This window comes from Actinomadura sp. NPDC049382, assembly GCF_040677125.1.
Classification (GTDB): domain Bacteria; phylum Actinomycetota; class Actinomycetes; order Streptosporangiales; family Streptosporangiaceae; genus Spirillospora; species Spirillospora geliboluensis.
In genome coordinates this window covers 21643-46696 of sequence record NZ_JBFARO010000037.1, presented here as the reverse complement: position 1 = coordinate 46696, position 25054 = coordinate 21643, and the positions used below count along the sequence as shown (strand labels likewise).

Below are 25054 nucleotides of genomic sequence, written 5' to 3'. Positions count from 1 at the left end.
CGGCGGGGCTAGAGGCCGATGTTCGCGCGGGCGCGGGCGCGGGAGGCGCGGCGCTTGAGGGCGCGGCGCTCGTCCTCGCCCATGCCGCCCCATACGCCGGAGTCCTGGCCGGACTCCAGCGCCCAGCGCAGGCACGCGTCGCTCACGTCGCAACGCCGGCACACCTGCTTGGCCTCTTCGATCTGCAGGATCGCGGGCCCGGTGTTGCCGATCGGGAAGAACAGCTCGGGGTCCACGTCACGGCAGGCTGCTCGGTGGCGCCAGTCCATGCGGTCCACTCCTTCGTCAGGTGGTGGAGGAACTCCACTTTTGTGAACGGTTTCACATGTCGCGAACGCCCGGGAGACCACGGCCAGGTCCAGGGGTGAATGTTCGGCGGCGCCGCGAGCGGGGGACCGGCGTCGTCGGGGTCCCTGTCCTGCGGGCGCACTTTGAGCGTGTCAGGGCGGCGCCGGACGACGCAAGACCTTTGAGAAAGGATTCTCAAAGTATGGGTGTCGCATGTGTCACACCCGTGGGTCGAACGTGTTACTTGGCTCTCACCTGGCCGCGCATGCGCCGCAAATGACGCGCGTCGCCGAACGGATCCGCGCCGTGCCCGGCCCCGCGCGCTCAAATGACGACGCGTATCGCCTTCGGAACCGAGCGGAAGGTCACGCTCCGCAGTTCGCCGAGGTACTCGCCGTCCAGCTGGAAGGCCGCCGGGCGGTCCGCGCGCACCGTGAGCTCGGCCGCGTCGTGCACGTTCAGGACGTGCCTGCCCTGCACCGGGCGGGTCCGCGCGGTCATCATCTGGGCCAGCGCCGCCGCCGTCGGGCCGAGTTCCAGCGAACGCATCCCGAACAGGTCCAGTCCGCGCCCGAAGTTCGCCCGCGGAGTCGGATTCACCGGCAGCCGGCCGAGGAAAGTCCATGGCGACGTATTGCAGATGAAGGTGAGGAACAGCCCCGATTTCGGCGGCCGTCCCGGCTGCTCCAATGTGAGCGCGGGGCGCCGCCGATCCGTGCCGGAGAAGAAATGCCGGAGGGCGGTCCGCGCGTACAGCGACGGGTCGGCGCGGACGCCCGCCGCGCGGCGCGCCTCCACCTCGCGGATCACCTCGGCGTCGAGCCCGACGCCCGCGCAGAACGTGAAGTACCGCTCGGGGCCGCCGGGCGGGGTCGCCGTGCCGAGCCCGACCGTGCGGTACCGGCCGGCGCGCAGCGCCTCCAGCACCGCCCGCGTCGCGCCGATCGGGTCGCCCGGCAGGCCGAGCGCGCGGGCGAAGACGTTCGCGCTCCCGGACGGCAGCACCGCCAGCGCCGGGAGATCGGGGGACGGGCCGTCGGCGAGCAGGCCGTTGACCGCCTCGTTCACCGTCCCGTCGCCGCCGAGCGCGATCACGACGTCGTAGCCGTCCACGGCGGCCTGCCGGGCCAGCTCGGTCGCGTGGCCGCGGTGCCCCGTCTCGGCGAGCACGAGGTCGATGTCGCCGGTGAAGGCCCGCATGAGGATGTCGCGGGCCCGCCGGGAGGTGGAGGTCGCCTTGGGGTTGGCGATGAGCATGGCGCGCACGCGGTCAGGGTATGGGACGCGCACGCCGGACGGACGAGTAGGGTTCAGGTGTGAGCGAGCGCCCCTTCACCGTGCAGGCCGCGGCCGCCCTGATGGGCGCCGAGGGTCTGGCCGCCGTCGGGTTCGGCGTCTTCACCGGCGTGGAGACCGCGGCGGGCGCGGCCGTCGACCCCGCCAGCGCGATCGGGGTGACCGTCCTCGCCCTCGCGGGCGGGCTGGGCATGCTCGCGTGCGCGCGGGGCCTGCTGCGCGCCGACCAGTGGAGCCGCGCCCCCTCGGTCCTCACCCAGCTGTTCGCGCTGCCGATCGCCTGGTCGCTGTGGCAGAGCGACCAGCCCGCCCTCGCGATCCCGCTGGGCGCGGTCGCGGTCGCGGCGCTGGTCACCGTCCTCAGCCCGCCGAGCACCGCCTGGCTGATCGAGGACCACGACGAGGACGAGGGCGGCGCCGAGCCGCGGGAGGCCGCGGCGGCGAAGGGGCCGGAACCGGCCGCCACCGCGGCGGCGGAGCCGCGCTCCCTGAGCCGGCGCCTCATGGACCGGCTCAAGGAGCAGCCCACCAAGAACTGACCGCTCATGTGAAAGGCCCCGGGACGGCGCGTCCCGGGGCCTTTCACATGAGCGTCACCAGCGTCACTCGTCGGCGGTCAGGCCCTCGCGCAGCTGCGCGAGGGTGCGGGCGAGCAGCCGGGACACGTGCATCTGGGAGATGCCGAGCTCGGCGGCGATCTGCGACTGCGTCATGTTGCCGAAGAAGCGCAGCAGCAGGATCTTCTTCTCGCGCGCGGGCAGCTTCTCCAGCAGCGGCTTGAGGGACTCGCGGTACTCCACGCCCTCCAGCGACTCGTCGACCATGCCGAGCGAGTCGGCGACCGCGGGGGCGTCCTCGTCGCCGGAGTCGGGGGCGTCCAGGGACACGGTGGAGTAGGCGTTCGCCGACTCCAGGCCCTCCAGCACCTCCTCCTCGCTCATCTGCAGGTGCGCGGCCAGTTCGCTGACCGTGGGCGCGCGGCCCTCGCGCTGCGCGAGGTCGCTGATCGCCTTGGTCAGCGACAGCTTCAGCTCCTGCAGCCGGCGCGGCACGCGCACCGCCCAGCCCTTGTCGCGGAAATGGCGCTTGATCTCGCCGACGATCGTGGGCGTGGCGTAGGTGGAGAACTCCACGCCGCGCTCCAGGTCGAACCGGTCGATCGACTTGATCAGGCCGATGGTGGCGACCTGGATCAGGTCGTCCAGCCACTCGCCGCGGTTGCGGAAGCGGCGGGCGAGGTACTCCACCAGCGGCAGGTGCAGCTCCACGAGCTGGTCGCGGATGCGCTGGCGCTCCGGGTCGCCCTCCGGAAGCTCGGCGAGGCGTTCGAACAGCGCGCGGGCCCGTGCCCGGTCGGGCACCGCGGACTCCGACCGCTCGCTGCTCGCGGCGGTGACCGTCGTCGTCTCCTCCGTCTTCTCCGTCACGGGGCCCCCGCCGCACCGCGCCGCTTCTGCAGCGTCACGGTGACCCGGTCGTCGGAGCCCACCGCCGCGTCGACCTCGCCCGCCAGGGACGACAGCACCGTCCAGGCGAAGGTGTCGCGGCTCGGTTCCTCGCCGTCCACCGTGAGCACCGACACGGAGATGCGCATGGCGTCCCCGGTCAACTCGAACTCGCAGGTCAGGTCGGTCCCGGGCAGGGCCTGGGCGAGCAGCATCGCGCACGCCTCGTCGACGGCGATGCGCAGGTCCTCTATTTCGTCCAGCGTGAAGTCGAGTCTGGCCGCGAGCCCCGCGGTCGCCGTCCGCAGCACGGACAGGTAGGCGCTCGCGGCCGGCAGCTTCACCGTCACCACATCGCGGACGGACAACTTCGTACTGGCCGGCATTGCAGCGGTTTCCTCGGTCACGTCACTCCCTCGCAGGATGGTCCCGCTGCTTCGAAACTACCGCCTGCGGGGCCCACTGGGAGACTTCGGCGCGCGTGGCTTTCTTACGAACGCCGGGCCGACCTGAACGGACGCGTTCCAAACCCGGGCCGGGGGAGGCATGCGTCACGCCGTGATCAGGTCCTCGCGGGTGCGGAGGCGTCTCCGGGGCGGTTTTCGGCCCGGTTCCCGGCCCCGCGCGGGACGGGCGGCAGCAGGGCGCCGCGGTGGCCGATCACGCGGGCGGCGAGGGCGGTCGCGGCCTCCGCGGCGGCGCGGCGCCCCCGTCCGGCGAGCCGGGCCGCGAGGTAGCCGCCGTTGAAGGCGTCGCCCGCGGCGGTGGTGTCGACCACCTCGACCCCGGGGGCGGCGGGGACGGCCTCCTCGGCGCCCTCGGCGCCGGCGATCACGCAGCCGCGCTCGCCGAGCTTGACGGCGATCTCGGACACCCCGGCGGCGCGCAGCCGGGCGACGGCCTCGGCGGCGGTGGCGTCCCCGAACACGGCCCGGTCGTCGGTGAGCGTCGGCAGCGCGATGTCGGTGCGGGCGAGGACGGCGGCCATCGCGGCCGCGGCGGCGTCCGGGGACGGCCAGCCGGCCGGGCGGTAGTTGCCGTCGAAGGCGACCAGGCCGCCGCGCCGCCGGGTCTCGTCGAGGACGTCCAGGAGCCGGTCGCGGGCCGCCGGGCCGATGATCGACAGGGTGATGCCGGAGAGGTAGACGAGGTCGTGCGCGGCGACGGCCTCGTCGGTCTCGGCCGGCTGGCCGGGGCCGAACAGCCCGCGCGCCGCCGACTGGGAGCGGTAGTAGGTGAACGTCCGCTCGCCGTGCTCGTCGGTGCGGATGAGGTAGAGCCCGGCCCGCCCGCCGGGGACGGCGCGGCTGTGGGCGGAGCCGACGCCGTGCTCGGCCCACGCCTCCCGCATCCGGGCGCTGTAGGGGTCGTCGCCGATGAGGGTGACGAACTGGACGTCGGCCGTCTCCGGCGCCGCGCACCGGGCGAGGTAGGCGGCGGTGTTGAAGACGTCGCCGGCGTAGCCGACGGCCATCAGCTCGGGGGCGACCGGGCTCAGTTCGATCATGCACTCGCCGATCAGGGCGACCCGGGCGGGCCGGCCGCCGCCGGCCAGGGTGTCCAGCGCGCTCATGGCGTCCTCTCTGGGGGCGTCCGCTCTCCGGGGGCGTCCGCGATAGGGCGACAATACATCTAGACAACAAGTGATCTGATGACTAAGACTTCGGGTGTCGCTCCACCAGAGAAGGGACGTCCATGGGCAACGATCCGATGCGAGGCTACGACGACGACGGGTACGCGATCTTCAAGAGCGTCCTCGACCCCGAGCTGATCGCCGAGGCGGACGGGCACGTCCGCTGGCTGCAGGAGCGCCACCCCGACCGCACCGGCGAGGACCTGTCCACCGAGCTGGTCGCCAAGGACCCGTTCTGGGTGCGGCTGGTCTCCGACGACCGCCTGCTCGACGTCGCCGAGCGCTTCATCGGGCCGGACATCGCCCTGTTCGCGTCCGCCTACATCTCCAAGCCGCCCTACACGGGCAAGGCCGTGCTCTGGCACCAGGACGGCGCGTTCTGGCCGCTCGACCCGATGCGCGTCGTCACGCTCTGGCTCGCCATCGACCGCTCCACGCCCGAGAACGGCTGCCTGCGCGTCATCCCCGGCAGCCACAAGGAGGACCTGCACGACGTCCGCGAGCGCGACGACGCCGGGGCGGTCTTCGGCGTGGAGAGCGCGGTCGGCGTGGACGAGTCGCGGGCCGTCGACCTCGTCCTCGAACCGGGCGACGTCGAGGTCCACCACCCGAACATCATGCACGGCAGCAACGCCAACGAGTCGCCGCACCGGCGCTGCGGCCTGACCATCCGCTACATCCCGACCTCGACGCGCATCACCGAGGAGCCGCTGCCGTTCCCGTCCGCGCTGCTGCTCCGCGGCGAGCCGGGCGTGAACGAGTACCAGCCGCGGCCCCGGTACGCGCCCGGCGAGCACTACCCGTTCCGCGGCGCGGAGAACTGGAGCTGATGGGGCGCCGGCGGCACCGGCCGTCCCGCAACTGGGGCGCCCGCGTCCACGAGATCACCCGGGCCGGGCTGGACGCCCTGGTGCTGGAGAACGAGCTGCTGCGGGTGACCGTCCTCGCGGGCAAGGGCGGCGACATCGCCGAGTTCTGCTACAAGCCGCGCGACATGGACTTCGTCTGGCTGTCGCCGGACGGCCTGCGCGACCCGCGCGACCTCGCCGGGGGAGCGGCCGACGACACCGCCGCGTTCCTCGACGGCTACGAGGGCGGCTGGCAGGAGGTCCTGCCGAACGGCGGCGCGCCGAGCACCTACCGGGGCGCGGCGTTCGCGCAGCACGGCGAGGTGGCCGGGCTGCCGTGGGACGCCGACATCGTGGCCGACGACGCCGGCGAGGTCGCCGTGCGCCTCACCGTCCGGGCCCGGCGGATGCCGCTGCGGGTGACCAAGACGCTCCGGCTCCGCTCCGGCGAGCCCGAACTCGCGATCGAGGAGGAACTGGTCAACGAGTCGGGGGTGGCGCTGCACGCGATGTGGGGCCACCACATCGTGTTCGGCGCGCCGTTCCTGCGCCCCGGGCACCGGATCAGGCTGCCGGGCGGCGCGCGGGTCGTCCCGCACGAGACGGCGATCGCGCCGGGCGGGCGGCGGGTGCGCGCGGGCGGCCCGCACGACTGGCCGCGCGTCCCGGCCGCCGGCGGCGGGACCGTCGACCTGGACGTCGTCCCGGGCCGCGGCGAACCGAGTGAGATCGTCTACCTCACCGGCCTGGACGAGGGCCGCTACGAGGTCGTCGATCCGGACGGCGGCCTCGGCCTGCGGGTGCGCTGGGACGCGGCCGTCCTGCCGCACCTGTGGCTGTGGCAGGAGCTGGGGGCGACGACCGGGCATCCGTGGTGGGGCCGCGCGTACGTGATGGGCCTGGAGCCGTTCGCGGGCCACCCGACGGACGGGCTGGCCGCGGCGGTCGCGAACGGCACCGCGCTCGCGCTGGAACCGCACGCGCGGCGGAGCCTGTGGCTGCGCGCGGCGGTGATCGAGGGAGAGGGCACGTGAGGGAGTTCGAGGGCAAGGTCGCCGTGGTGACCGGCGGGTCGCTCGGGATCGGCCGGGCGGTGGTGGAGCGGCTCGCGCGCGACGGCGCCGCCGTGGTGTTCTGCGGCGTCGGCGAGGACGCCGTCCGGCGGGCCGAGGCGGAGCTGCGCGCCGACGGCCTGGAGGTCGCCGGCGTGGAGGCCGACGTCACCGACGCCGCGCGGATGGACGCGCTGGTCGCGTCGGCGGTGTCCCGGCACGGCGGCCTGGACGTGGTCGTGACGTGCGCGGGCGTCCAGCGGTACGGGACGGTCGAGGAGACCACCGAGGAGCTGTGGGACGAGGTCCTCGACGTGAACGTCAAGGGCGTGTTCCTCGCGTGCCGGGCCGCCGTGCCGGAGCTGCGCCGCCGGGGCGGCGGGACGATCGTCACGATGTCGTCGGTGCAGGCGTTCGTCTCCCAGGACCGGGTCGCCGCCTACAGCGCGAGCAAGGCCGCGATCAACGCCCTGACCAGGGCGATGGCGCTGGACCACGCCGCCGACGGGATCCGCGCGAACGTGGTGTGCCCGGGGTCGGTCGACACGCCGATGCTGCGCTGGGCCGCCGACCTGTTCCGCGGCGGGACGAGCCAGGACGCGCAGGTCGCCGAGTGGGGGCGGGCGCATCCGCTCGGCCGGGTCGCGACGGCGGCGGAGGTCGCCGAGGTCGTGGCGTTCCTCGCCGGGCCGCGCTCGTCGTTCGTGACCGGCGCCGAGCACCGCGTGGACGGCGGGCTGCTGGCCCGCAATCCCGCCGCTCTCCCGGACACCGGCCTGCCGGAAACCTGAAGCCGGATCGCTAAAAGATCTAGACACCAAGTCATTTGATCACTGATGATGTTGGCGCAGCGCGCCCGAGCGGCGCGTGCCAGCGACCCCGCGGAGGTTTCCATGCAGGAGTCCGTCCCCTCCCGTCCTTACTCTCCCGATCGGCCCCCGCCGGTTCACGCGGGGCGCCGCCGGCGCGTGCTCGGAACGGGCGGGCGCGCCGCCGCCCTCGCGTCCTCCCTGCTGCTCGGCGCGGGCCTCGCGGCCGCGCCCGCCGTCCCCGCCGCGGCCGACGCGCACGGCCACGGCCCGTCCAGCGCCAACGGCCTGGGCCTCGGGCACCAGAAGGCCCGCGGCAAGGGCCACGCCGCCGCGGCCGCGGCGCCCACCTGCTCCGGGCACGCGCCGCCGACGTTCGGCACGGCCACCCAGAACACCGCGCTGAACAGCAAGTTCACCGCCTACGGCAACAGCAACACCCTGCTGGACGACTGGACCGGCGGCGACTCGACCTACTCGCTGAAGCTCACCGACGGGCGCATCGTCTACGCCTACTCCGACACCTTCCTCGGCAAGGTCAACGCGGACGGGTCGCGGTCGGTCGTCATCGAGGAGGGCGGCACGACCCCGTTCATCAACAACTCGTTCGTCGTCCAGGGGACGGGCGGCGGGACGACCACCGTGCACGGCGGGACGGCCGCCGCCCCGAAGGCCGTGATGCCGCCGCCGCAGGCGGCGCACTGGTACTGGGCGGGCGACCTCACCCAGAGCGGCGCGGAGGTCCAGCAGCTCTACCGCCAGTACTACGACCCGGACCCGGACAACGGCACCGGCTGGGACATGACGTTCAAGAGCAACGTCCTGGCCCGGTTCTCCACCGGCAACCTGTCCGCGCCCACGCAGGTCACGGCGATGCCCTCGGCGTCGGGCGTCCAGTGGGGGTCGGCGCTGTTCAAGGACGGCGGTTACACCTACGTCTACGGCACCGAGGACTACATCGACCCGGACACCAAGGCCAACACCAAGTACCTGCACATCGCGCGGGTGAAGGGCAGCGACCTGCGCGCGGCCTGGGAGTACCGGACGTCCAACGGATGGTCGGACTCGGAGACCGCGTCGGCCCGGCTGATGAGCGGCGTCTCCAATGAGTTCAGCGTGGCCAGGCGCGGCTCGCACTACATCCTGGTCAACCAGGACGCGAACATCGCGTTCGGCAGCGAGATCGACGTCCTGCTCTCGTGCTCGCCCGCGGGCCCGTTCACCGGCGAGCAGACCGTCTACCGCACGCCCGAGACCGGCCAGTTCGGCTCCTACGGCGACCCGGACATCTTCACCTACAACGCCCACCAGCACGTGTCGCTGTCGTCCAGCGGCAACCTGGTCATCTCCTACAACGTGAACAGCCTGGACACGACCAAGGGCCCGGCGAACGACAACTACCGCGACGTCAGCATCTACCGGCCGCGCTACATCAACCTGCCGGTCTCCGGCTGACCGCCCGCAAGGGCTGACGGCCGCCCGATAAGCCGCGGCACCACCGTTCCGTCCACGGTGGGACCGCTCCCCGCGCGCCCCCGGGTGACCTCCCGCCCGGGGGCGCGCGCCCGTCCACCCACCTGCGCGCCCGTCCACCCACCAGCGTGCCCCGTCCACCCACCAGGAGGTCCGCACCATGACCCTGGACGCTGAACTCGCCGCCGCGTTCGACGGCATGCCCTACGTCGGCCTGGCGGATCCGGCCGAGGCCCGCGCCGCCATGCGCGACCTGGTCTCCGCGCTGGCCCGTCCCACCACCGCCGAGGGGGCGGACGTCGCGGACCGGACGATCCCCGCCCCGCCCGGCGCCCCGCCTGTGCCCGTGCGGATCTACCGGCCGCGTGAGGCGCCGCACCCGGCGCCCGTACTCGTGTACTTCCACGGCGGCGGGTTCGTCACCGGCGGGCTCGACAACGAGCACGAGCGCTGCCTGGCGTTCGCCGGCAAGGACGGCATCGCCGTCGTGTCGGTCGACTACCGGCTCGCGCCCGAGCACCCGTTCCCGGCCGGGTTCGACGACTGCTACGCCGCGACGGTCTGGGCGCACGCGCACGCGGCCGAGTTCGGCGGCGACCCGCGGCGGGTCGCGGTCGGCGGCGGGAGCGCGGGCGGCGCGCTGGCCGCCGCGGTGGCGCTGCGCGCGCGGGACGAGGCCGGCCCGCCGCTGGTCTTCCAGATGCTGCTCTACCCCGTCCTGGACGACCGGATGGAGACGCCGTCGATGCGGGCGTTCACCGAGCCGCCGCTGTTCAACCGGGCCGACGTCGGCCACATGTGGCGGCACTACCTCGGCGGGCGGGCGGCGGGCGGCGCGGACGTCCCCGCCTACGCGGCGCCCGCCCGCGCCGCCGACCTGGCCGGACTGCCGCGCGCCTACGTCCTCGTCGCCGAGTACGACCCGCTGCGGGACGAGGGGCTCGGCTACGCGCACCGGCTGATCGTCGCGGGCGTCCCCACCGAGCTTCACCATGTGCCGGGCGCGTGCCACGGCTTCGACGGCATCATGTCGGCGCGGCTGGGGCGGCTCGCGTTCGAGGAGCAGCGCGCGGTCCTGCGGCGATGCCTCTCCGGAGCCTCTCCGGAGGGGTGGACATGGCCAGTCGCTAAGTGATTAGATGACTTTACTTCTGGGGAACGAGGTGGCGATGGCACAGGATGTGGCCCGGCCGAGCCTGGCGGACGCGCTCACCGCGCGGATGCTGGAGCTGATCAGGGCGGACGGACTGCGCCCCGGCGACCGGCTGCCGTCCGCGCGGGAGCTGTCCCAGCGCTTCGCGGTGACCACGCCGACGCTGCGCGAGGCGCTGCGCCGGCTGGAGGCGACCGGTGCGGTCCAGCTCCGGCACGGCTCGGGGATCTACGTGGGCGCCGACCTCGAACGCGTGGTCATCCCCAACCCCAACGTCGGGGAGCTGGAGGCCGGCCGGCTGCTCCAGCTGCTGGACGCCCGGCTGCTCATCGAGCCGCCGCTGGCCGGCCGCGCGGCCCGGCTGGCCGGGCCCGCCGACGTCGAGCTGCTCCGCGCCATCCTCGACCAGGCGGGCGCGGACCTGCGCGGCGGCGAACCCGCCGGCCGGGACGCGACCGCCCAGCACGGCTCGCACGGCTCGCACGGCTCGCCCGCGTCCGACGCGGAGGCCCGCCTCCACAAGGCCAACATGAGCTTCCACAGCGAGGTCGCGGGCCTCGCGGGCAACTCCGTGCTCTGCGAGGTCATCGACTCGCTGCTCACGGTGCACGCGTCCGAGCAGCGCGAGATACAGCGGATCTTCGACGACCGCGTCCGCGACTTCGAGGAGCACACCGCGATCCTCGCCGCCATCGAGGCGGGCGCCGAGCGGGACGCCGAGGCGCTCATGCGGTCCCACCTCACCGACATCAAGCACGTGATCGAGCAGCGGCTCGCCTGAGCGGGCCGCTCCACCGTCCCCACCCCCACTGTCCCACCCCCCACCGTCCCCAACCCCCCGCCGCACGGCCCTGCGCCGTGCGGCCGGTTCACCCATCCCAGAAACCTTCGACCACCCCGATCGGGCATCGGCGCCCGATGAAGGAGGCCACCATGGTGTCCAAGCGACTGCGGGCGACCGCGCTCACCGTGGGCGCGCTCCTGCTCGCCGCCGGCTGCGGGTCCGGCGACTCCGGCGGGAGCAAGTCCGAGCTCAAGCTGTACAACGACAAGGGCGCCTGGAAGCCCTACTTCGAGCAGATGGCCGCCCTGGGCAAGCAGCAGACCGGGCTCGGCATGACACCGGTCGGCTACACCGACGAGCCGACCTACACCGCGTTCATCAAGACCTCGTTCCGCACGAACGTCAAGCCCGACCTGTTCACCTGGTCGACCGGCGGGCGCCTCGAGGAGATCGTCAAGCAGAAGCAGGTGGCCGAGACCACCGACATCTGGCAGGACTCCATCAAGAACGGCGACCTCACCGAGGACCTGAAGAAGTACTACACGGTCGACGGCAAGCAGTACTGCGTCCCGCTGAACACCGCCTACTGGGGCATGTTCTACAACAAGAAGGTCTTCGCGAAGCACGGCGTGAAGCCGCCCACGACCTGGGCGGAACTGGAGAAGGCCGCGGAGACGCTGAAGTCGAAGGGGCAGGTCCCCTTCAACCACACCACCCCGACGTCGCTGTTCTCCTTCGCCTGGTTCGAGCAGATCCTCGCCGGCACCGACCCCGACCTGTACGAGCGGCTGTCGAAGGGCGAGGCGTCCTACACCGACCCCGGCGTGGTGAAGGTGATGGAGCGCTGGAAGTCGATGATCGACAAGGGCTGGTTCTCCAAGCCCGGCGACAAGGCCGACCCCGCCGACCACTTCAAGTCCGGCGACGCCGCAATGGTCATCAGCGGGACCTGGTTCAACACGAGCATGACCCAGCGCGGCCTCAAGCAGGGCCAGGACTACGGGTTCTTCTTCATCCCCAACGTCGACCCGGCCCTGCCGAAGCGGTCGCTGGTCTTCGAGAGCGGCCCGCTCTGCTCGCTGCGCAAGGCCCCCGACCCGGCGGCCAGCACCAAGTACCTCAAGTGGTGGGTCACCCCCACCGCGCAGGAGAAGTGGGCGAACGCGCGCGGCGACGTGTCCGGCAACCCCAAGGTGAAGATCGCCGACCCCGAGCTGACCGCGGTCACCAAGGAGGCGGCGTCGCCGGAGAACCGGCTCGTGCTGCGCTACTTCGAGGCCGCGCCCTCGCCCGTCCTCACCGAGGCGCTGAGCGGCTTCGACAAGTTCCTGAACAAGCCAGAGACCTATATGGACGTCCTCAAGAGCATCCAGAAGGCGAACGAGGCGTACTGGAAGTCGAACTGATCCGATGAGCACGCACAAGGCCACCGCCACCCGCCCGAAGACGGCGGTGGCGAAGGCGCCGGGCTCCGGCCGCCGCGCGGGGCGCGGCGGCCGGGCCGGGAAGGGCTTCGCGCTGCACGGCCGGTTCCGGCACGCGTACGTCTCCCCGGCCGTCCTGTTCGTCGCCGTCCTGCTCTACCTGCCGTTCCTGTGGACGGCGTACCTGAGCTTCACCAGCTACGACGGGCTGGCGTCACCGGAGTTCACCGGCCTGGACAACTACAAGCGGCTCCTCGAGGACGACGCGCTCGTCACGTCCATCCGCAACACGCTGCTGTGGGTCGTCGGGACCGTCGCCCTGCCGGTGGGGCTCGGGCTGCTCGTCGCGGTGCTGTCCTACGACCTCAAGGGCGGCGGCTGGTTCCGGCTGCCGTTCCTGCTCCCGTACGCGATGTCGGGCGCCGGCCTCGGCGTGATCTGGGGCTTCATCCTCCAGCCGGACGGCATGGCCAACCAGATCCTCACCCTGTTCGGGATGCCGGGCGGCGACACCGCCTTCCTGCAGGACGGCCCCCGCAACACCATCGCGATGATCGTCGTCTGGACGTGGCAGCAACTCGGCGTCAACATGCTGCTGTTCGTCGTCGGCCTCCAGTCGATCCCGAAGGCGCCGATCGAGGCGGCCCGCATCGACGGCGCGTCCGGCTGGGCGATGTTCCGGCACGTGATCTGGCCGCTGATGCGCCCGATCACCACGGTCGTGTTCGGCCTCGCGCTCGTCGCCGGGCTGAAGAACTTCGACATCGTGTGGGTGATGACGCAGGGCGGGCCCGGACGCTCGTCGGAGACCCTCGCCGTGACCATGTACCGGGACGTGTTCGTCGCCAACGAGTACGGCTACGGCTCGGCGGTCGCGGTCCTGCTCACCACCGTCACCGGCCTCGCCTCGTACGTGTACCTGCGCAGGCAGATCGGCGGGGAGGAGAAGTCATGAGCGAAGCGAACCGGAGGGTGCGGGGGGCCGTCCCCCGCGAGGTGCGCCGATGAACCGATTGACGCTGAACCTGCGCCGTGCCGTCCTCGCGCTGCTGGGCCTGGCGTGGCTGTTCCCCACGTACCTGATCATCGCGAACGCGGTGCGGCCGGCCGGCGACTACGATCCGTCGGACGCGGTGAAGCCGCCGTCCTCGCTCGGCCTGTTCGACAACGTCTCCCAGGCATGGGACCGGACCGCCGTCGGCGACACGCTGCTCAGCACCCTGCTGTACAGCGTCGTCTCGCCCGCGGTGGCCGTCCTGCTGGGCGCGCTCGCCGGGTACGCGATCGTGGTGCTGCGCCTCAAGCACGGCTTCGCCTGGTTCGTGGTGATCTTCGCCGGGACGGTGGTGCCGTTCCAGATGCTGCTCATCCCGCTGTTCGTCGGGTACAGCGAGGTGTCGCTGTACGACAGCCGGCTCGGCCTGATCATCATCTACTCGGCGATCAACGTGCCGCTGGCCGCGCTGGTCATGCGCAACTTCTTCGGCAACGTCGCCGTGTCGATCTTCGAGGCGGCGCGGCTGGACGGCGCGTCCACCTTCCGCATCTTCTGGCGGATCTACCTCCCGCTCTCCTCGGCGGCCCTCGCCGCCGTGTTCATCCTGGAGTTCACCTTCGTCTGGAACGACCTGCTGTTCGGCCTCACGCTCTCCCAGTCGGAGACCGTCCGTCCGGTGTGGGCCGAACTGTCCGCGCTGACCACCGACGTGTACGCCGGAACCCCCGTACCGATCGCACTGGCCGCCGGGCTAGTGGTCTCCCTCCCGACCGTCGTGCTGTTCCTGGCGACCCAACGCCTCTTCACCCGCGGCCTCACCCTGGCCCAGTTTTAACGCCCCGCTCCAACGCTCCCCAGAGAGAGATTGACGCATAACGATGACGAGTCGTCTGCTTCAGGCGAGCCTCGGTTCGCCCGACTATGACGGGATCCGCGACGCGCTGCGCCAGGACACCTCCACCGAGGTGCTCGCCGTGCGCGGGCTGTCCGTCCGCGCCGCCGTGCTGCCGCTGTTCAAGCGCGGCGAGGACGGCGGGCTCCGGCAGGCCGTCCGGGTGACCCTCTCCGGAGGCGGCGCCGTGGAGGTGGCCCTCAAGGACGGCGACGCCGACCTCGCGTCCGCCACCGGGGACGGCGGCACGCTGACGCTGCTCGTCCCCGAGGTGGACGCCCCGCGCCGCGTCACCCTGGAGGTGCGCGACGCCGCCGGGCTCGTCGGCGCCGCGCCGCTCGACCTCACCCCGCAGCGCAAGTGGAACGTCTTCGTCGTCCACCACTCGCACCTGGACATCGGCTACACCGACACCCAGGGCACCGTCCTGCGGCACCACCTCGACTACCTCGACGCGGCGCTGCGGCTCGCGCGGGAGACCGACGGGCGGCCGGACGACGCGCGCTTCCGCTGGTCGGTCGAGTCGTCGATGCCGGCGCTGCGCTGGCTCGCGACCCGCTCCGCCGACCAGGTCGCCGAGTTCACCGACCGGGTCCGCGCGGGCAACATCGAGGTCACCGCGTTCCCGATGCAGCTGCACACGGAGGCGTGCTCGACGGAGGAGCTGTACCGCCAGCTCCGCTTCGTCGAGGACCTGCGGCGCGCGTACGGCATCGAGGTCCGGTCCGCGATGCACACCGACATCCCCGGCGCCGTCGTCGGGACGGTGGACGCCCTGAACGCGGCCGGCGTCCGCTACCTCGCCGCCGCGCACAACTGGGCCGGGCGGTCCGTGCCCTACATCACCGGCGGCGACAAGCTGGCGCGGCCGTTCCGGTGGCGGTCGCCGGGCGGCGGCGAGCTGATCGTCTGGTTCACCGACACCCCGCACGGCATGGCCTACATGGAGGGCAACACCGTCGGCCTCGTCGACTCCTACGACCTCGCCGAGGACCTGCTGCCCCGCTACCTCGGCTCCCTCGCCGACCGCCCCTACCCGTACGGGCCCGGCACGTTCGGCTGGTACGCGGCGCCCGGCCAGGTCGGCGCCGCCAAGGACCCCGACTTCCTGGACGCCGTCCACCTGCGCGTGCAGGGCGCGCACGCCGACAACGCCGGGCCGTCGATCGTCCCCGCCGACATCGCGCTGCGGTGGAACGAGACGTGGGCGTACCCGCGGCTGCGGATGGCGACCAACGCCGACTTCTTCGAGTACGTCGAGGAGCACCACGGCGACCGGCTCCAGACCCACGAGGGCGACTGGACGGACTGGTGGGCCGACGGCCTCGGCTCCGGCGCCCGGCCGCTCGGCTACGTCCGGCGGGCGCAGAACATCCTGCGGTCGGCGGAGACGCTGCACGCCCTCGCCGACGAGCGCGGCGACGAGCGGACCGGTTTCTCGTGGGGGGACGACCCCCCACACCCCCCGCAAGAGCCGGCCGGTCCGCTTCCCTCCGCTCCGCTGGAGCTGCGCTCCGGGAACCGGACCGGGGCGTCCCGGCTGATCGACGAGGCGTACGACCGGGCCGCGCTGTTCGACGAGCACACCTGGGGCGCCGCCAACCCGTGGGAGGACGCCGAGGAGGGCGGCGACTCCGGCGGCCTGCAGTGGACCCGCAAGTCGCAGGTCGGCTACCAGGCCCACGACGACGCCCTCGACCTGCTCCAAGCCGGCGCGCGGCGGCTCGGCGCGACGTTCGGGCCCGCGCCGGACGCGCTCGCCTCGTTCCTCGTCGTCAACCCGGGCACGGCAGCCCGCACCGACGTCGCCCGCGCGTTCCTGCCCCGCGACGTCGTCGCCGCGGACGTCCCCATCGCGCTCGTGGACGCCCGCACCGGCGAGCCCGTCCCGCACCGCGAGGAGGAGGTCGACCCGGACGAGTGGCCCACCCGCCCGATCGGCCGCCACCTGGAGGCCGTGCTGCCGGACGTCCCCGGCCACGGGCACGTCCGCGTCGACGTCGTCCGCGCCGGGACCGCGGCCGCCGAGCCGGTCGACCTCGGCCTGGACGGGACGATCGAGAACGAGTTCTACCGCGTCGCCTACGACCTCAAGGAAGGCCACATCGCCTCGGTCTTCGACAAGGCCGCCGGCCGCGAGTTGGTGAACACCGACGGCATCGCCGGGTTCGGGCAGTACATCTACGACCGGTACGCGACCGCGCCGCATTTCAACCACATGTCCGGGCACATGCTCGTCCATGACAAGACGATGCTCGGTGACCGGGCCGTGGCCACCCACGCGACCGTCACCAAGTGCGAGCGCACCCCCGCCGGCGAGCGCCTCGTCATCGAACTGCACGGCAAGGGCGTCGACTGGCTGCGCACCACGATCGACCTGTACGCGGGCGTGCCGCGCGTGGACGTCCGCTACCAGCTCGGCAAGCAGCCCACCGCGGCGAAGGAGGCGGTGTTCTTCTCCTTCCCGTTCGCCGTGGACGGCCCGCCCGCCGCGTGGGAGCTGACCGGCGGCGTCGGCGGCACCGGCGTCCCGAGCGTCCCGGGGTCGGCGGAGCACATGCGCCCGATCCGGCACTGGGTCGCGTTCGAGGACCCCGAGCTGACCGTCGCGTGGGCGACGCTGGAGGCCCCGCTCGTCCAGTTCGGCTCCATCCACATGCCGTACGCGCCGTTCCCGCCCACGCTCGACAACGAGGACGGCACCGTCTACTCGTGGGCGCTGAACAACATCTGGGACACCAACTTCCCGTCCCAGCAGCAGGGCGAGACGACCTTCCGGTACGCGTTCGCGTCCGGTGCCGCCGGCTCCGGCCGCCGCCTCGGCGCCCGCACCGCCGCCGGCCTCACCGACCCGTTCGTCGCCACCCTCGCCACCGGCACCGCGCCCGCGGCCGAGTCGGGGACGTTCCTGCGCGTCGACGACCCGGACGTGCTCGTCACCTCGGTGGGCCGCGCCCGCGACGGCGGCGGCCTCGCCGTCCGGCTCCAGTCGCTCGCCGCCGGCCCGGTGGAGACGGAGCTGCACGTGCCCGGCGCGGTGAGCGCGCGGCTGAGCGGCGGTTTGGAGCGTCACCCGGCGGAACTTCCCGTCCGGGACGGCACGATGACGGTCCGGCTGCCCGCCTGCGGCATCGCCACCGTCACCGTTCGGCGTTGATCACGGATCGGGGACACATGAAGATCACAGGCATCCGCGCGACCACGGTCACCGTGCCGCTGGAGGCGCCGCTCCTGCACAGCAACGGCGCCCACTGGGGCCGCTTCGTCCGGACGATCGTCGAGGTCGAGGCCGACAACGGGCTGATCGGGCTCGGCGAGATGGGCGGCGGCGGGCAGAGCGCCGAGGCCGCCTTCCAGGCCCTCGCCCCGCACCTGGAGGGGCACGACCCCTTCGAGCTGGAGGCGCTCCGCTTCAAGATCGCCAACCCGACGGCGAGCCTCTACGACAACCGCGTGCAGATGCTCGCCGCCATCGAGTTCGCCTGCCTGGACCTCATCGGCCAGCACCTCGGCGTCCCGGTGCACGACCTGCTCGGCGGGCGCATCCGCGACTCCGTCCCGTTCGCGTCCTACCTGTTCTTCCGGCCGCCGGGGCCCGGCGGAGTCCCGGAGGTCCGCACGCCGGAGCAGCTCGTCGCGCACGCCCGCGACCTGAAGGCCCGGCACGGGTTCACCGTCCACAAGCTCAAGGGCGGCGTGTTCCCGCCCGAGCACGAGCTGGAGAGCTACCGGGCCCTCGCCGAGGCGTTCCCCGGCGACGGCCTCCGCTACGACCCGAACTCCGTGCTCAGCCTGAAGGAGGGCCTGCGCTTCGGGAAGGCCATCGAGGACCTCGACAACGACTACCTTGAAGACCCCGTCCTCGGCCTGGAGGGGCTGCGGCTCGTCCGCGAGCGCGTGGACGTCCCGCTCGCCACCAACACCGTCGTCGTGAACTTCGAGCAGCTCGCCGCGAACGTGCTGCGCCGCAGCGTGGACGTCGTCCTGCTCGACACGACGTTCTGGGGCGGCATCCGGGCCTGCGTGAAGGCGGCCGGGGTGTGCGAGACCTTCCAGATCGGCGTCGCCGTCCACTCGTCCGGGGAACTCGGCATCCAGCTCGCCACGATGCTGCACCTCGGCGCCGTCCTGCCCAACCTCACCTACGCCGCCGACGCGCACTACCACCACCTCGCCGACGACGTCATCGAGGGCGGCCTCATGAAGTACGCCGACGGCAGGATCCCCGTGCCCACCGGACCCGGCCTGGGCGTCCGCCTGGACCGTGACAAACTCGCCGAGTACGCCGAGCTGTACAAGGAACTGGGCGGCTACCCCTACGACCGCGACCCGGGCCGCCCCGGCTGGTACCCGATCATCCCGAACGACCGCTGGGCGGACCCGGCCGTCCCACTGGCGCCGCTCGAATAACCTGCCACCTGTGATTCGTTACGCGACCCCCGACGACGTCCCGGACATCCTGCGGCTGATCCGCGAACTGGCGGACTACGAGCGCGCCCTCCACGAGGTCAAGGCCACCGAGGAGCAGCTCACCGCCCGTCTCTTCGGCGACGACCCGAAGGCCTTCGCCCACGTCGTAGAGCACGAAGGGCGCGTCGTCGGGTTCGCCCTGTGGTTCCTCACGTTCTCCACGTGGAACGGCACCCACGGCATCTACCTGGAGGACCTGTTCGTCGAGCCGGACGTCCGCGGCCACGGCTACGGCAAGGCCCTGCTCACCGAACTCACCCGCATCGCCGACGAGCGCGGCTACGAACGCGTCGAGTGGGCCGTCCTCAACTGGAACACTCCGGCCATCGGCTTCTACGAGTCCCTCGGCGCCCGCCCCCAGGACGAGTGGACGGTCTACCGCCTCACCGGCGACGCCCTCACCAAGGCCGCCCGCTCCAGCTGATCCCGGACATGGCGGATGATCCCGGACATGGCAGAGGCCCGGCCAGCCGCCGGCCGGGCCTCAGCTTTCGTCCAGGTCAGCCCTGCTTGGTCTCCCAGAAGATCTTGTCGATCTCCGCGATCTTGCCCAGCAGGTCATCGGCGACCTTGGGGTCCATGCTCCCCTTGGTGCCGGCCGCGCCGGCCAGCTTGGTGGCCTCGTTGAACAGCTGGTGCAGCTGCGGGTACTTCTCGAAGTGCGGCGGCTTGAAGTAGTCGGTCCAGAGCACCCACAGGTGATGCTTGACCAGCTCGGAGCGCTGCTCCTTGATCAGGATCGCCCGGGAGCGGAACTCCGGGTCCTCGTTGGCGGCGTACTTCTCACAGATCGCCTTGACCGACTCGGCTTCGATCCGGGCCTGCGCCGGGTCGTAGACGCCGCACGGCAGGTCGCAGTGCGCGGACACCGTGGTCTTCGGGCGCAGAAGCTTGAGCAACACCTGCGAATCCCTTCCCTCGTTGCGGATCATGCTCAGGTCACCGACATTACCCTTGTGCCGCGGGACGCGTCCGCCCAGGGCACTCGGTATTTCGGCCTAAGACCCGGACCGCGCGCGGCCCGGAACCTTCCCAGCAGTGTTTGTCACCGCCGCCCGCCGGAGTATGCGGCCGACCAAGGAGGATCATGCGTATCCGCGAGGGCCGCCGTGCGGTGTTGTGGGGGCTCGCCGGTGGGGTGGTGCTCGCGGTGGTCGGGGTGCGGCGGGTGCGGACGGTGGAGGTCAGCGGGGAGTCGATGCTGCCGGGGCTGCGTCCGGGGGACTGGCTCATCGTCCGGGTTGGCACCCGCCTCACGCCCGGTGCCATCGTTGTGGCGGAGCATCCTCAACGTCCTGGGCTTCTCATCGTCAAGCGCGCCACGCACCGCACTGATGAAGGCTGGTGGCTGGAGAGCGACAACCAGCGCGCCCCCGGGCGCAGTGACAGTTGGGACTTCGGTGCCGTCCCCGACGACCTCATGATGGGACGCATCCTGGCCCGCTACTGGCCCCTCCCGGTGAAGCGCGTGCCGTAGCCCTGGCGGGGACGGGGACGAACTGGCCGAAAGTACGACCGCTGCTAGGGCGAACCGTGCTTTGGGCCGGTGATCTGGGACGGTGCCGTTGACGACGATGCCGTCATGCCACATGAAGACCCTGTCCCGATGCTGCACGCCGAGGGACTGACGAAACGATATGGCCGCCGGCGCGAGGCGCTGAGCGGAGTCGACCTGCACGTCCCGGCCGGACGCATCGTGGGCCTGGTAGGTCCGAACGGCGCCGGCAAGTCGACGCTGCTGAACATGGCCTGCGGGCTGCTGGAACCGACGTCGGGCTCCCTGCGCGTGCTGGGGTCCCCACCGGCGGCGAGTGCCGCGCACCTGGCCAGGGTCGGGTTCGTCGCGCAGAACACCCCCGTCTACCCCTCGTTCAGCGTGGCCGACCATCTGCGTCTGGGGGCGCGCCTGAACCCGTCCTGGGACCAGGGCATGGCCGAGCGGCGCATCGCGCAGGTCGGGCTCAACCCCGGCCAGAAGGCGGGACGGCTGTCGGGCGGTCAGCGCGCGCAGCTCGCGCTGACGATCGCCGCCGCGAAGCGTCCCGAGCTACTGGTCTTCGACGAGCCGGCCGCCGCGCTGGACCCGCTGGCGCGGCAGGGCTTCCTCGCGAACCTGATGGAGTTCGTCGCCGAACTCGGTGCCAGCGCAGTGCTGTCGTCGCACCTGCTCGGCGACATCGAGCAGGTCTGCGACTACCTCATCGTGCTGTGCGACGCGCGGGTCCAGGTGGCCGGGGACGTCCGCGACCTGCTGGCCCGCCACCACCGGGTGACCGGCGATCTCGACCGGCTTCCCGCAGGGGTCGAGGTCGTCCGGGCGGAGCAGGGCGGTGCGCTCGTGCGCACGGCCCTCCCGGCGTCGGAGCTCCCGCTCCGGGCCGGGCCCGTCTCGCTCGAAGAGCTGGTGCTCGCGTACATGTCGCGGGCGAACACGCCCGTCGCCGGGGTCGGCGCCGTGGCCGGGGAGGGAGCACGATGATCTGGTTGAACTGGCGGCAGTTCCGCCTCCACGCGCTCGCCGGCGCCATCGGGCTCGGAGTGATCGCCGCCTATCTGCTGTACCTCGGCATGGACATCCGGGACGCCCACGACGCCTACCAGGCCCGGTGCGCCGACACCGCCGCGTGCGCGCAGGCCGCGAGCCAGTTCTCGGGGAGCTACCGGAGCACGCTGCTGTTCCTGGCCGCCGGGCTCGGGCTGATCCCCGTCGTCCTCGGCGCGTTCTGGGGAGCGCCGCTGATCGCCCGGGAACTGGAACTCGGCACCCACCGGCTGGTGTGGAGCCAGAGCGTGACCCGCCGCCGCTGGCTGATCGCCAGGATGGCCTTCACCGCCCTCGCCGCGATGGCCGTGACGGGCCTGGCCGCCCTGCTGCTCACCTGGGCGGCCGCCCCCTACGACGAGGTCGCGTCCGACCGGTTCGGTGCGATCGAGTTCGGCGCCCGCAACATCGCCCCGATCGGCTACGCCTTCCTCGCCTTCACTCTCGGGACCACCATCGGGCTCCTCGTCCGCCGGACGCTCCCGGCGATGGCCATCACGGGCGTCGTCTTCCTCGCCGTCCAGTTCACGGTGCCGAACATGGTGCGACCGCACCTCATGCCATCGGAGAAGGTGACGCTGCCGCTGACCGCCCAGGCCATCAACGGGGCCAAGAACCTCGGCAGCATCACCGGCGCCCCGGTCATCGGCGGCCTGCAAGTACCCGGCGCACCCGACGCGTGGATCAGCGACACCAGCCCGATGCGCACCGCCGACGGTCGGACGCTCAGCGAGAAGAAGTTCAACGCGTGCCTCGACACCCCGTCCAAGACCGGCGCCGGAGGGACGTTCGGTGACGCCGCGGTGTGCCTGTCCGCCCTCGACCTGCACGTCGACATCGAGTACCAGCCCGGCGACCGCTACTGGTCCTTCCAACTGGCCGAGACGGGCCTCTACCTGCTGACCGGCGCGCTCCTGACCGCCATCGCCCTGCGTCGCATCAGGCGGGTGTGAGCCACTGATGGAGAACAACTGCAGAAATGCCGCCGACCGGTCAGACATCCTGCTCAACATCGGGTTGGGCCTGACGTTCGCCCTGGGCATCGCCTTCACGGCGTTCATGCTCGCCGTCAGCTGGGGCGGCGCCTACTGGCTCTTCACCACCGCCGTCGCGGTCGTCGTGTGCGGACTGGCTCTGCTGCGTGGACACCGCAGAGTGTGGCCCGCAGCCGCGAGCCTGACCGTGGCGGCCGGAGCAATAGCGACGTCCATGGCGACAGAACTGCCCCAGGAGCCCGCCCCCGCGACGGCCTTGGCCCTGGCCGTCCTCATCGGTTCCGCCCTCAGAGCGCTGCCGGCGCCATCGGCCGTCTGCATCGCCGTGGGCGGCGTCGCCGTGATCGCGCTCAGCTGGCTCCCCGGCCCCTCCGCAGTGACGGTGTTGGCCACGGCCTTGATGGCCGGTGGGCTCGCCGTCGGGCCGCTGCTGCGCGTGCTCGCGCCCGTCCGGTCGTCCGGCACGCCGATAGCCTGGCGGACATGACCGTTCCGGCGGGATGGGTCCGGGGCGCCTCCGTGACCGGGCTCGGTGCCGCGTTCCTCACGGCGATCACCGTGCAGGCCGCCGCCATCGCGCAGAGCTGGGGCAGCTGGTACTGGGCGCCGGGCTGCGCCTTCGCGGCGGCGGTGTGCCTCACGGCCCTGGCCGGGCTGCGCCGACCGCTCTGGCCGGCCGTCACGGGGCTCGTCCTCGCGGCGGCGGCCATCGCGACCACCCGCCTGAGCGGCTCCGACCTTCCCGCCGAACCCAGCCCGGCCATGGCCGTGGGGCTGGCGGTACTGACCGCCTCCGCCCTCCGAACCCTCCCGCCGGCACCGGCCGCCGCCATCACGGCCGCCGGACCGGCGCTGATCATCGCCGGTCAGCTGGCGGCCGGGCCGCCGTTCTCCGAACTCGCGGCGGTGACGGTGCTGGACGGCCCGATCTGGCTGGCCGCAGTCGGCGCCGGGCTCTCCCTCCGGATACTGGACGCGCGGGAGCGCGCGACCGCAGAGCAGGTCCGGCGAGAGGAGCGGCTGGAGCTGGCCCGGGAACTGCACGACGTCGTGGCGCACCACATCACGGGCATGCTGCTCCAGGCGCAGGGCGCCCAGGTGGTCGCGCGGCGCAACCCGGAGCAGGTGGGCGAGTACCTCAGCGAGATGGAGGCCGCGGGCACCGAAGCCCTGGCCGCGATGCGGCGGGTGGTCGGCCTGCTGCGCGACACCGACGACGCGGCACCGGCGTCCCCCGGACCGGAGGGCCTCGGCGCACTCATCGAGCGCTTCCGCCGCCAGGGCCCCGAGGTCACGTTGACCATGCCGGACGAGAACGAATGGCCCCCGGAGGTGACGACGACTGTGTACCGCGTCGCGCAAGAGGCGCTGACGAACGTCCTGCGGCACGCGCCCAAGGCCCGATCGGTCACGGTCACCGTCGACCAGGGCACACAGGGCGTCACCATCGAGGTCGCCGACGACGCCCCGGCACCCGTGGCTCGCCACCCCCACCGCGGCTACGGCCTGATCGGCATGCGCGAACGCGTCGAATCGCTCGGCGGCTCACTGCAGGCAGGACTGCGCCCGGGCAGCGGCTGGTCCGTGCGAGCGACGCTGCCCGCGGGGGAGCGCCGGTGACCATCTCGGTTCTCCTCGCCGACGACCAGGCGATGGTCCGCCGCGGGCTGCGGCTGATCCTGGAGGACCAGCCCGACATCACGGTCGTGGGGGAGGCGTCCGACGGGGCCGAGGCGGTCGCTCTGGCGCGCCGACTGCGCCCGGACGTGTGCCTGGTCGACATCAGGATGCCCCGGCTCGACGGCATCGAGGTGACCCGCGCACTGGCAGGCCCGAAGACCACCGACCCGATGCGTGTCGTCGTGGTCACCACCTTCGACCTGGACGAGTACGTCTACGGCGCGCTGCGCGGCGGCGCTGCGGGCTTCATCCTCAAGGACGCCGGACCCGCACTCCTCGTCGAGGCGGTCCGCGCCGCCCACAACGGTGAGGCATTGGTCTCGCCCTCCGTCACCGTTCGTCTGCTGCGGCACCTGACGGCCGCCTCGGCACCACCACGCACCGTCCAGCCGCCCCTGTCGGACCGCGAACTGGAAGTCGTCCGCGCGCTCGCACGAGGCCGCACCAACCAGGAGATCGCCGCCGAGCTGTTCATCTCGCTCAGCACCGTCAAGAGTCACCTGTCAGGCATCCAGGCCAAGCTGGGAGTGCGCAACCGCGTCGGCATCGTCACCTGGGCATGGGAGAACCGCCTGGTAGACCCGTCCTGACCCACCTGTTCCGCGCCTGGAATCTGTTGTAGGCATCGGGCGAGGGTCTTGTGTGCAGCCAGGTTGTCGCAGACCGGCTGCACCCCAGTTCGGTCGGGACGGCCTGTCGATCGCGCCAGGAACTTTTGAACTCGGTCGCGTCGTGCGGGTGGTGCAGTTCGGTGCCGTCGTGATGTTGAAGGTGGCGAAGGCAGGTCCACGCATGGCATAACGGCATGCTCGGACGGATGGTGGCGGGGGGCGCTTGAGAAGCGAACCGGCGTCAGGTTGACCAGTGTGCGGCGCCGGGCGGGGTCTGTTCCGACGTGAGGGGACGCCGCTTCCGGGGCCGCTTCCGAGGCCTCGTCCGGCAGGATCGAGGGTGGACGCCGGGGCCGGGGCTCATCGGCCGATGCTGCTGGCCCGTGCTCGGTGAACCTCTTGCGCCACACTTGGCGGCCGTTGACGGTGAGACGCCCAGCTCGGCGGCCACAGGCGTGTGGAGCGCACCCCAGGCTGGGCGCAGGCCGACACAATCCGGCACCGCAACGTATACGCCTACGACCAGGCCGCCGCCCGCGCCCCGCGCTCCCACTCCGCCCGCGTCCCGCGCTCCCACTCCGCCCGCGTCCCGCGCTCCCACTCCGCCCGCGTCCCGCGCTCCCACTCCGCCCGCGTCCCGCGCTCCCACTCCGCCCGCGTCC

General features: G+C 72.3%; 25 protein-coding genes. 19 read left to right on the top strand and 6 right to left on the bottom strand.

Annotated elements, in window-relative coordinates; translation table 11 throughout:
- Window positions 1-8: 8 nt before the first annotated feature.
- Both AB0K34_RS22640 and AB0K34_RS22635 read right to left on the bottom strand, forming a co-directional pair.
- The gene (locus AB0K34_RS22640; protein WP_138640679.1) at window positions 9-269 is read right to left on the bottom strand and encodes a WhiB family transcriptional regulator; all 261 of its coding nucleotides are present in this window, start codon (window positions 267-269) and stop codon (window positions 9-11) included.
- A gap of 343 nt (window positions 270-612) precedes the next feature.
- Window positions 613-1554, bottom strand: coding sequence for a diacylglycerol kinase family protein (locus AB0K34_RS22635; RefSeq protein WP_301174138.1), 942 nt, complete (start codon window positions 1552-1554; stop codon window positions 613-615).
- A 50-nt stretch (window positions 1555-1604) separates the two neighbouring features.
- Between AB0K34_RS22635 and AB0K34_RS22630 the strand changes: the two genes are divergently transcribed.
- Entirely contained in the window at window positions 1605-2123 is a 519-nt protein-coding gene (locus tag AB0K34_RS22630) for a hypothetical protein (RefSeq protein ID WP_364550633.1), read from the top strand.
- A gap of 63 nt (window positions 2124-2186) precedes the next feature.
- On the opposite strand, the gene AB0K34_RS22625 is transcribed toward AB0K34_RS22630, so the two are convergent.
- The 3 genes from AB0K34_RS22625 to AB0K34_RS22615 form a co-directional block, all read right to left on the bottom strand.
- Complete coding sequence (locus AB0K34_RS22625) at window positions 2187-2945, bottom strand: RNA polymerase sigma factor SigF (protein ID WP_026401215.1); 759 nt, start codon at window positions 2943-2945, stop codon at window positions 2187-2189.
- 62 nt (window positions 2946-3007) lie between these two features.
- Window positions 3008-3436, bottom strand: coding sequence for an anti-sigma factor (locus AB0K34_RS22620; RefSeq protein ID WP_067794237.1), 429 nt, complete (start codon window positions 3434-3436; stop codon window positions 3008-3010).
- 155 nt (window positions 3437-3591) lie between these two features.
- On the bottom strand, window positions 3592-4602 hold the full coding sequence (locus AB0K34_RS22615; protein WP_364550631.1) for a sugar kinase: 1011 nt from the start codon (window positions 4600-4602) through the stop codon (window positions 3592-3594).
- A 122-nt stretch (window positions 4603-4724) separates the two neighbouring features.
- On the opposite strand from AB0K34_RS22615, the gene AB0K34_RS22610 reads away from it, so the two are divergent.
- The 12 genes from AB0K34_RS22610 to AB0K34_RS22555 all read left to right on the top strand — a co-directional run bounded on the left by AB0K34_RS22610 (window position 4725) and on the right by AB0K34_RS22555 (window position 18988).
- Window positions 4725-5492, top strand: a complete 768-nt coding sequence (locus tag AB0K34_RS22610; protein WP_364550629.1) for a phytanoyl-CoA dioxygenase family protein — start codon at window positions 4725-4727, stop codon at window positions 5490-5492.
- Complete coding sequence (locus tag AB0K34_RS22605; protein ID WP_301174134.1) at window positions 5492-6544, top strand: DUF4432 family protein; 1053 nt, start codon at window positions 5492-5494, stop codon at window positions 6542-6544. Before AB0K34_RS22610 ends, AB0K34_RS22605 begins: the two co-directional genes overlap by 1 nt.
- Window positions 6541-7353, top strand: coding sequence for an SDR family NAD(P)-dependent oxidoreductase (locus AB0K34_RS22600; protein WP_138640683.1), 813 nt, complete (start codon window positions 6541-6543; stop codon window positions 7351-7353). The genes AB0K34_RS22605 and AB0K34_RS22600 overlap by 4 nt, the downstream gene beginning before the upstream one ends.
- 177 nt (window positions 7354-7530) lie before the next feature.
- On the top strand, window positions 7531-8826 hold the full coding sequence (locus tag AB0K34_RS22595; protein ID WP_364550627.1) for a DUF5005 domain-containing protein: 1296 nt from the start codon (window positions 7531-7533) through the stop codon (window positions 8824-8826).
- 178 nt (window positions 8827-9004) lie between these two features.
- Window positions 9005-9979: an alpha/beta hydrolase gene (locus tag AB0K34_RS22590; RefSeq protein WP_364550625.1), complete on the top strand. Its 975-nt coding sequence runs from the start codon at window positions 9005-9007 to the stop codon at window positions 9977-9979.
- Between the two features lie 34 nt (window positions 9980-10013).
- Entirely contained in the window at window positions 10014-10778 is a 765-nt protein-coding gene (locus tag AB0K34_RS22585; RefSeq protein WP_301174131.1) for a GntR family transcriptional regulator, read from the top strand.
- A gap of 152 nt (window positions 10779-10930) precedes the next feature.
- Window positions 10931-12187, top strand: coding sequence for an extracellular solute-binding protein (locus AB0K34_RS22580; RefSeq protein WP_364550622.1), 1257 nt, complete (start codon window positions 10931-10933; stop codon window positions 12185-12187).
- Window positions 12188-12191: 4 nt separating this feature from the next.
- Window positions 12192-13160, top strand: a complete 969-nt coding sequence (locus AB0K34_RS22575; RefSeq protein WP_138639563.1) for a sugar ABC transporter permease — start codon at window positions 12192-12194, stop codon at window positions 13158-13160.
- A gap of 49 nt (window positions 13161-13209) precedes the next feature.
- Window positions 13210-14037 carry a carbohydrate ABC transporter permease gene (locus tag AB0K34_RS22570; RefSeq protein WP_138639564.1) on the top strand — a complete coding sequence of 276 codons (828 nt, stop codon included), beginning with the start codon at window positions 13210-13212 and terminating at the stop codon, window positions 14035-14037.
- Between the two features lie 43 nt (window positions 14038-14080).
- A complete protein-coding gene (locus AB0K34_RS22565; RefSeq protein WP_364550620.1) occupies window positions 14081-17251 on the top strand; it encodes a glycoside hydrolase family 38 C-terminal domain-containing protein in 3171 nt (1056 codons plus the stop codon).
- Between the two features lie 17 nt (window positions 17252-17268).
- Window positions 17269-18504: an enolase C-terminal domain-like protein gene (locus AB0K34_RS22560; protein WP_301174128.1), complete on the top strand. Its 1236-nt coding sequence runs from the start codon at window positions 17269-17271 to the stop codon at window positions 18502-18504.
- A 10-nt stretch (window positions 18505-18514) separates the two neighbouring features.
- Window positions 18515-18988 (top strand): GNAT family N-acetyltransferase, encoded by a 474-nt coding sequence (locus tag AB0K34_RS22555; protein ID WP_364550618.1) that lies wholly within the window; start codon window positions 18515-18517, stop codon window positions 18986-18988.
- Between the two features lie 76 nt (window positions 18989-19064).
- On the opposite strand, the gene sodN is transcribed toward AB0K34_RS22555, so the two are convergent.
- Entirely contained in the window at window positions 19065-19466 is a 402-nt protein-coding gene (gene sodN, locus AB0K34_RS22550; protein ID WP_205719495.1) for a superoxide dismutase, Ni, read from the bottom strand.
- A 185-nt stretch (window positions 19467-19651) separates the two neighbouring features.
- On the opposite strand from sodN, the gene sodX reads away from it, so the two are divergent.
- The 6 genes from sodX to AB0K34_RS22520 all read left to right on the top strand — a co-directional run bounded on the left by sodX (window position 19652) and on the right by AB0K34_RS22520 (window position 24371).
- Entirely contained in the window at window positions 19652-20041 is a 390-nt protein-coding gene (gene sodX / locus AB0K34_RS22545) for a nickel-type superoxide dismutase maturation protease (RefSeq protein WP_301174126.1), read from the top strand.
- Window positions 20042-20146: 105 nt separating this feature from the next.
- On the top strand, window positions 20147-21043 hold the full coding sequence (locus AB0K34_RS22540; protein WP_301174125.1) for an ABC transporter ATP-binding protein: 897 nt from the start codon (window positions 20147-20149) through the stop codon (window positions 21041-21043).
- Window positions 21040-22059 (top strand): ABC transporter permease subunit, encoded by a 1020-nt coding sequence (locus AB0K34_RS22535; RefSeq protein WP_301174124.1) that lies wholly within the window; start codon window positions 21040-21042, stop codon window positions 22057-22059. The genes AB0K34_RS22540 and AB0K34_RS22535 overlap by 4 nt, the downstream gene beginning before the upstream one ends.
- 7 nt (window positions 22060-22066) lie before the next feature.
- Complete coding sequence (locus AB0K34_RS22530) at window positions 22067-22588, top strand: hypothetical protein (protein WP_301174123.1); 522 nt, start codon at window positions 22067-22069, stop codon at window positions 22586-22588.
- Complete coding sequence (locus AB0K34_RS22525) at window positions 22585-23721, top strand: histidine kinase (protein WP_364550614.1); 1137 nt, start codon at window positions 22585-22587, stop codon at window positions 23719-23721. Before AB0K34_RS22530 ends, AB0K34_RS22525 begins: the two co-directional genes overlap by 4 nt.
- The gene (locus AB0K34_RS22520) at window positions 23718-24371 is read left to right on the top strand and encodes a response regulator transcription factor (RefSeq protein WP_301174121.1); all 654 of its coding nucleotides are present in this window, start codon (window positions 23718-23720) and stop codon (window positions 24369-24371) included. Before AB0K34_RS22525 ends, AB0K34_RS22520 begins: the two co-directional genes overlap by 4 nt.
- Window positions 24372-25054: the final 683 nt, after the last annotated feature.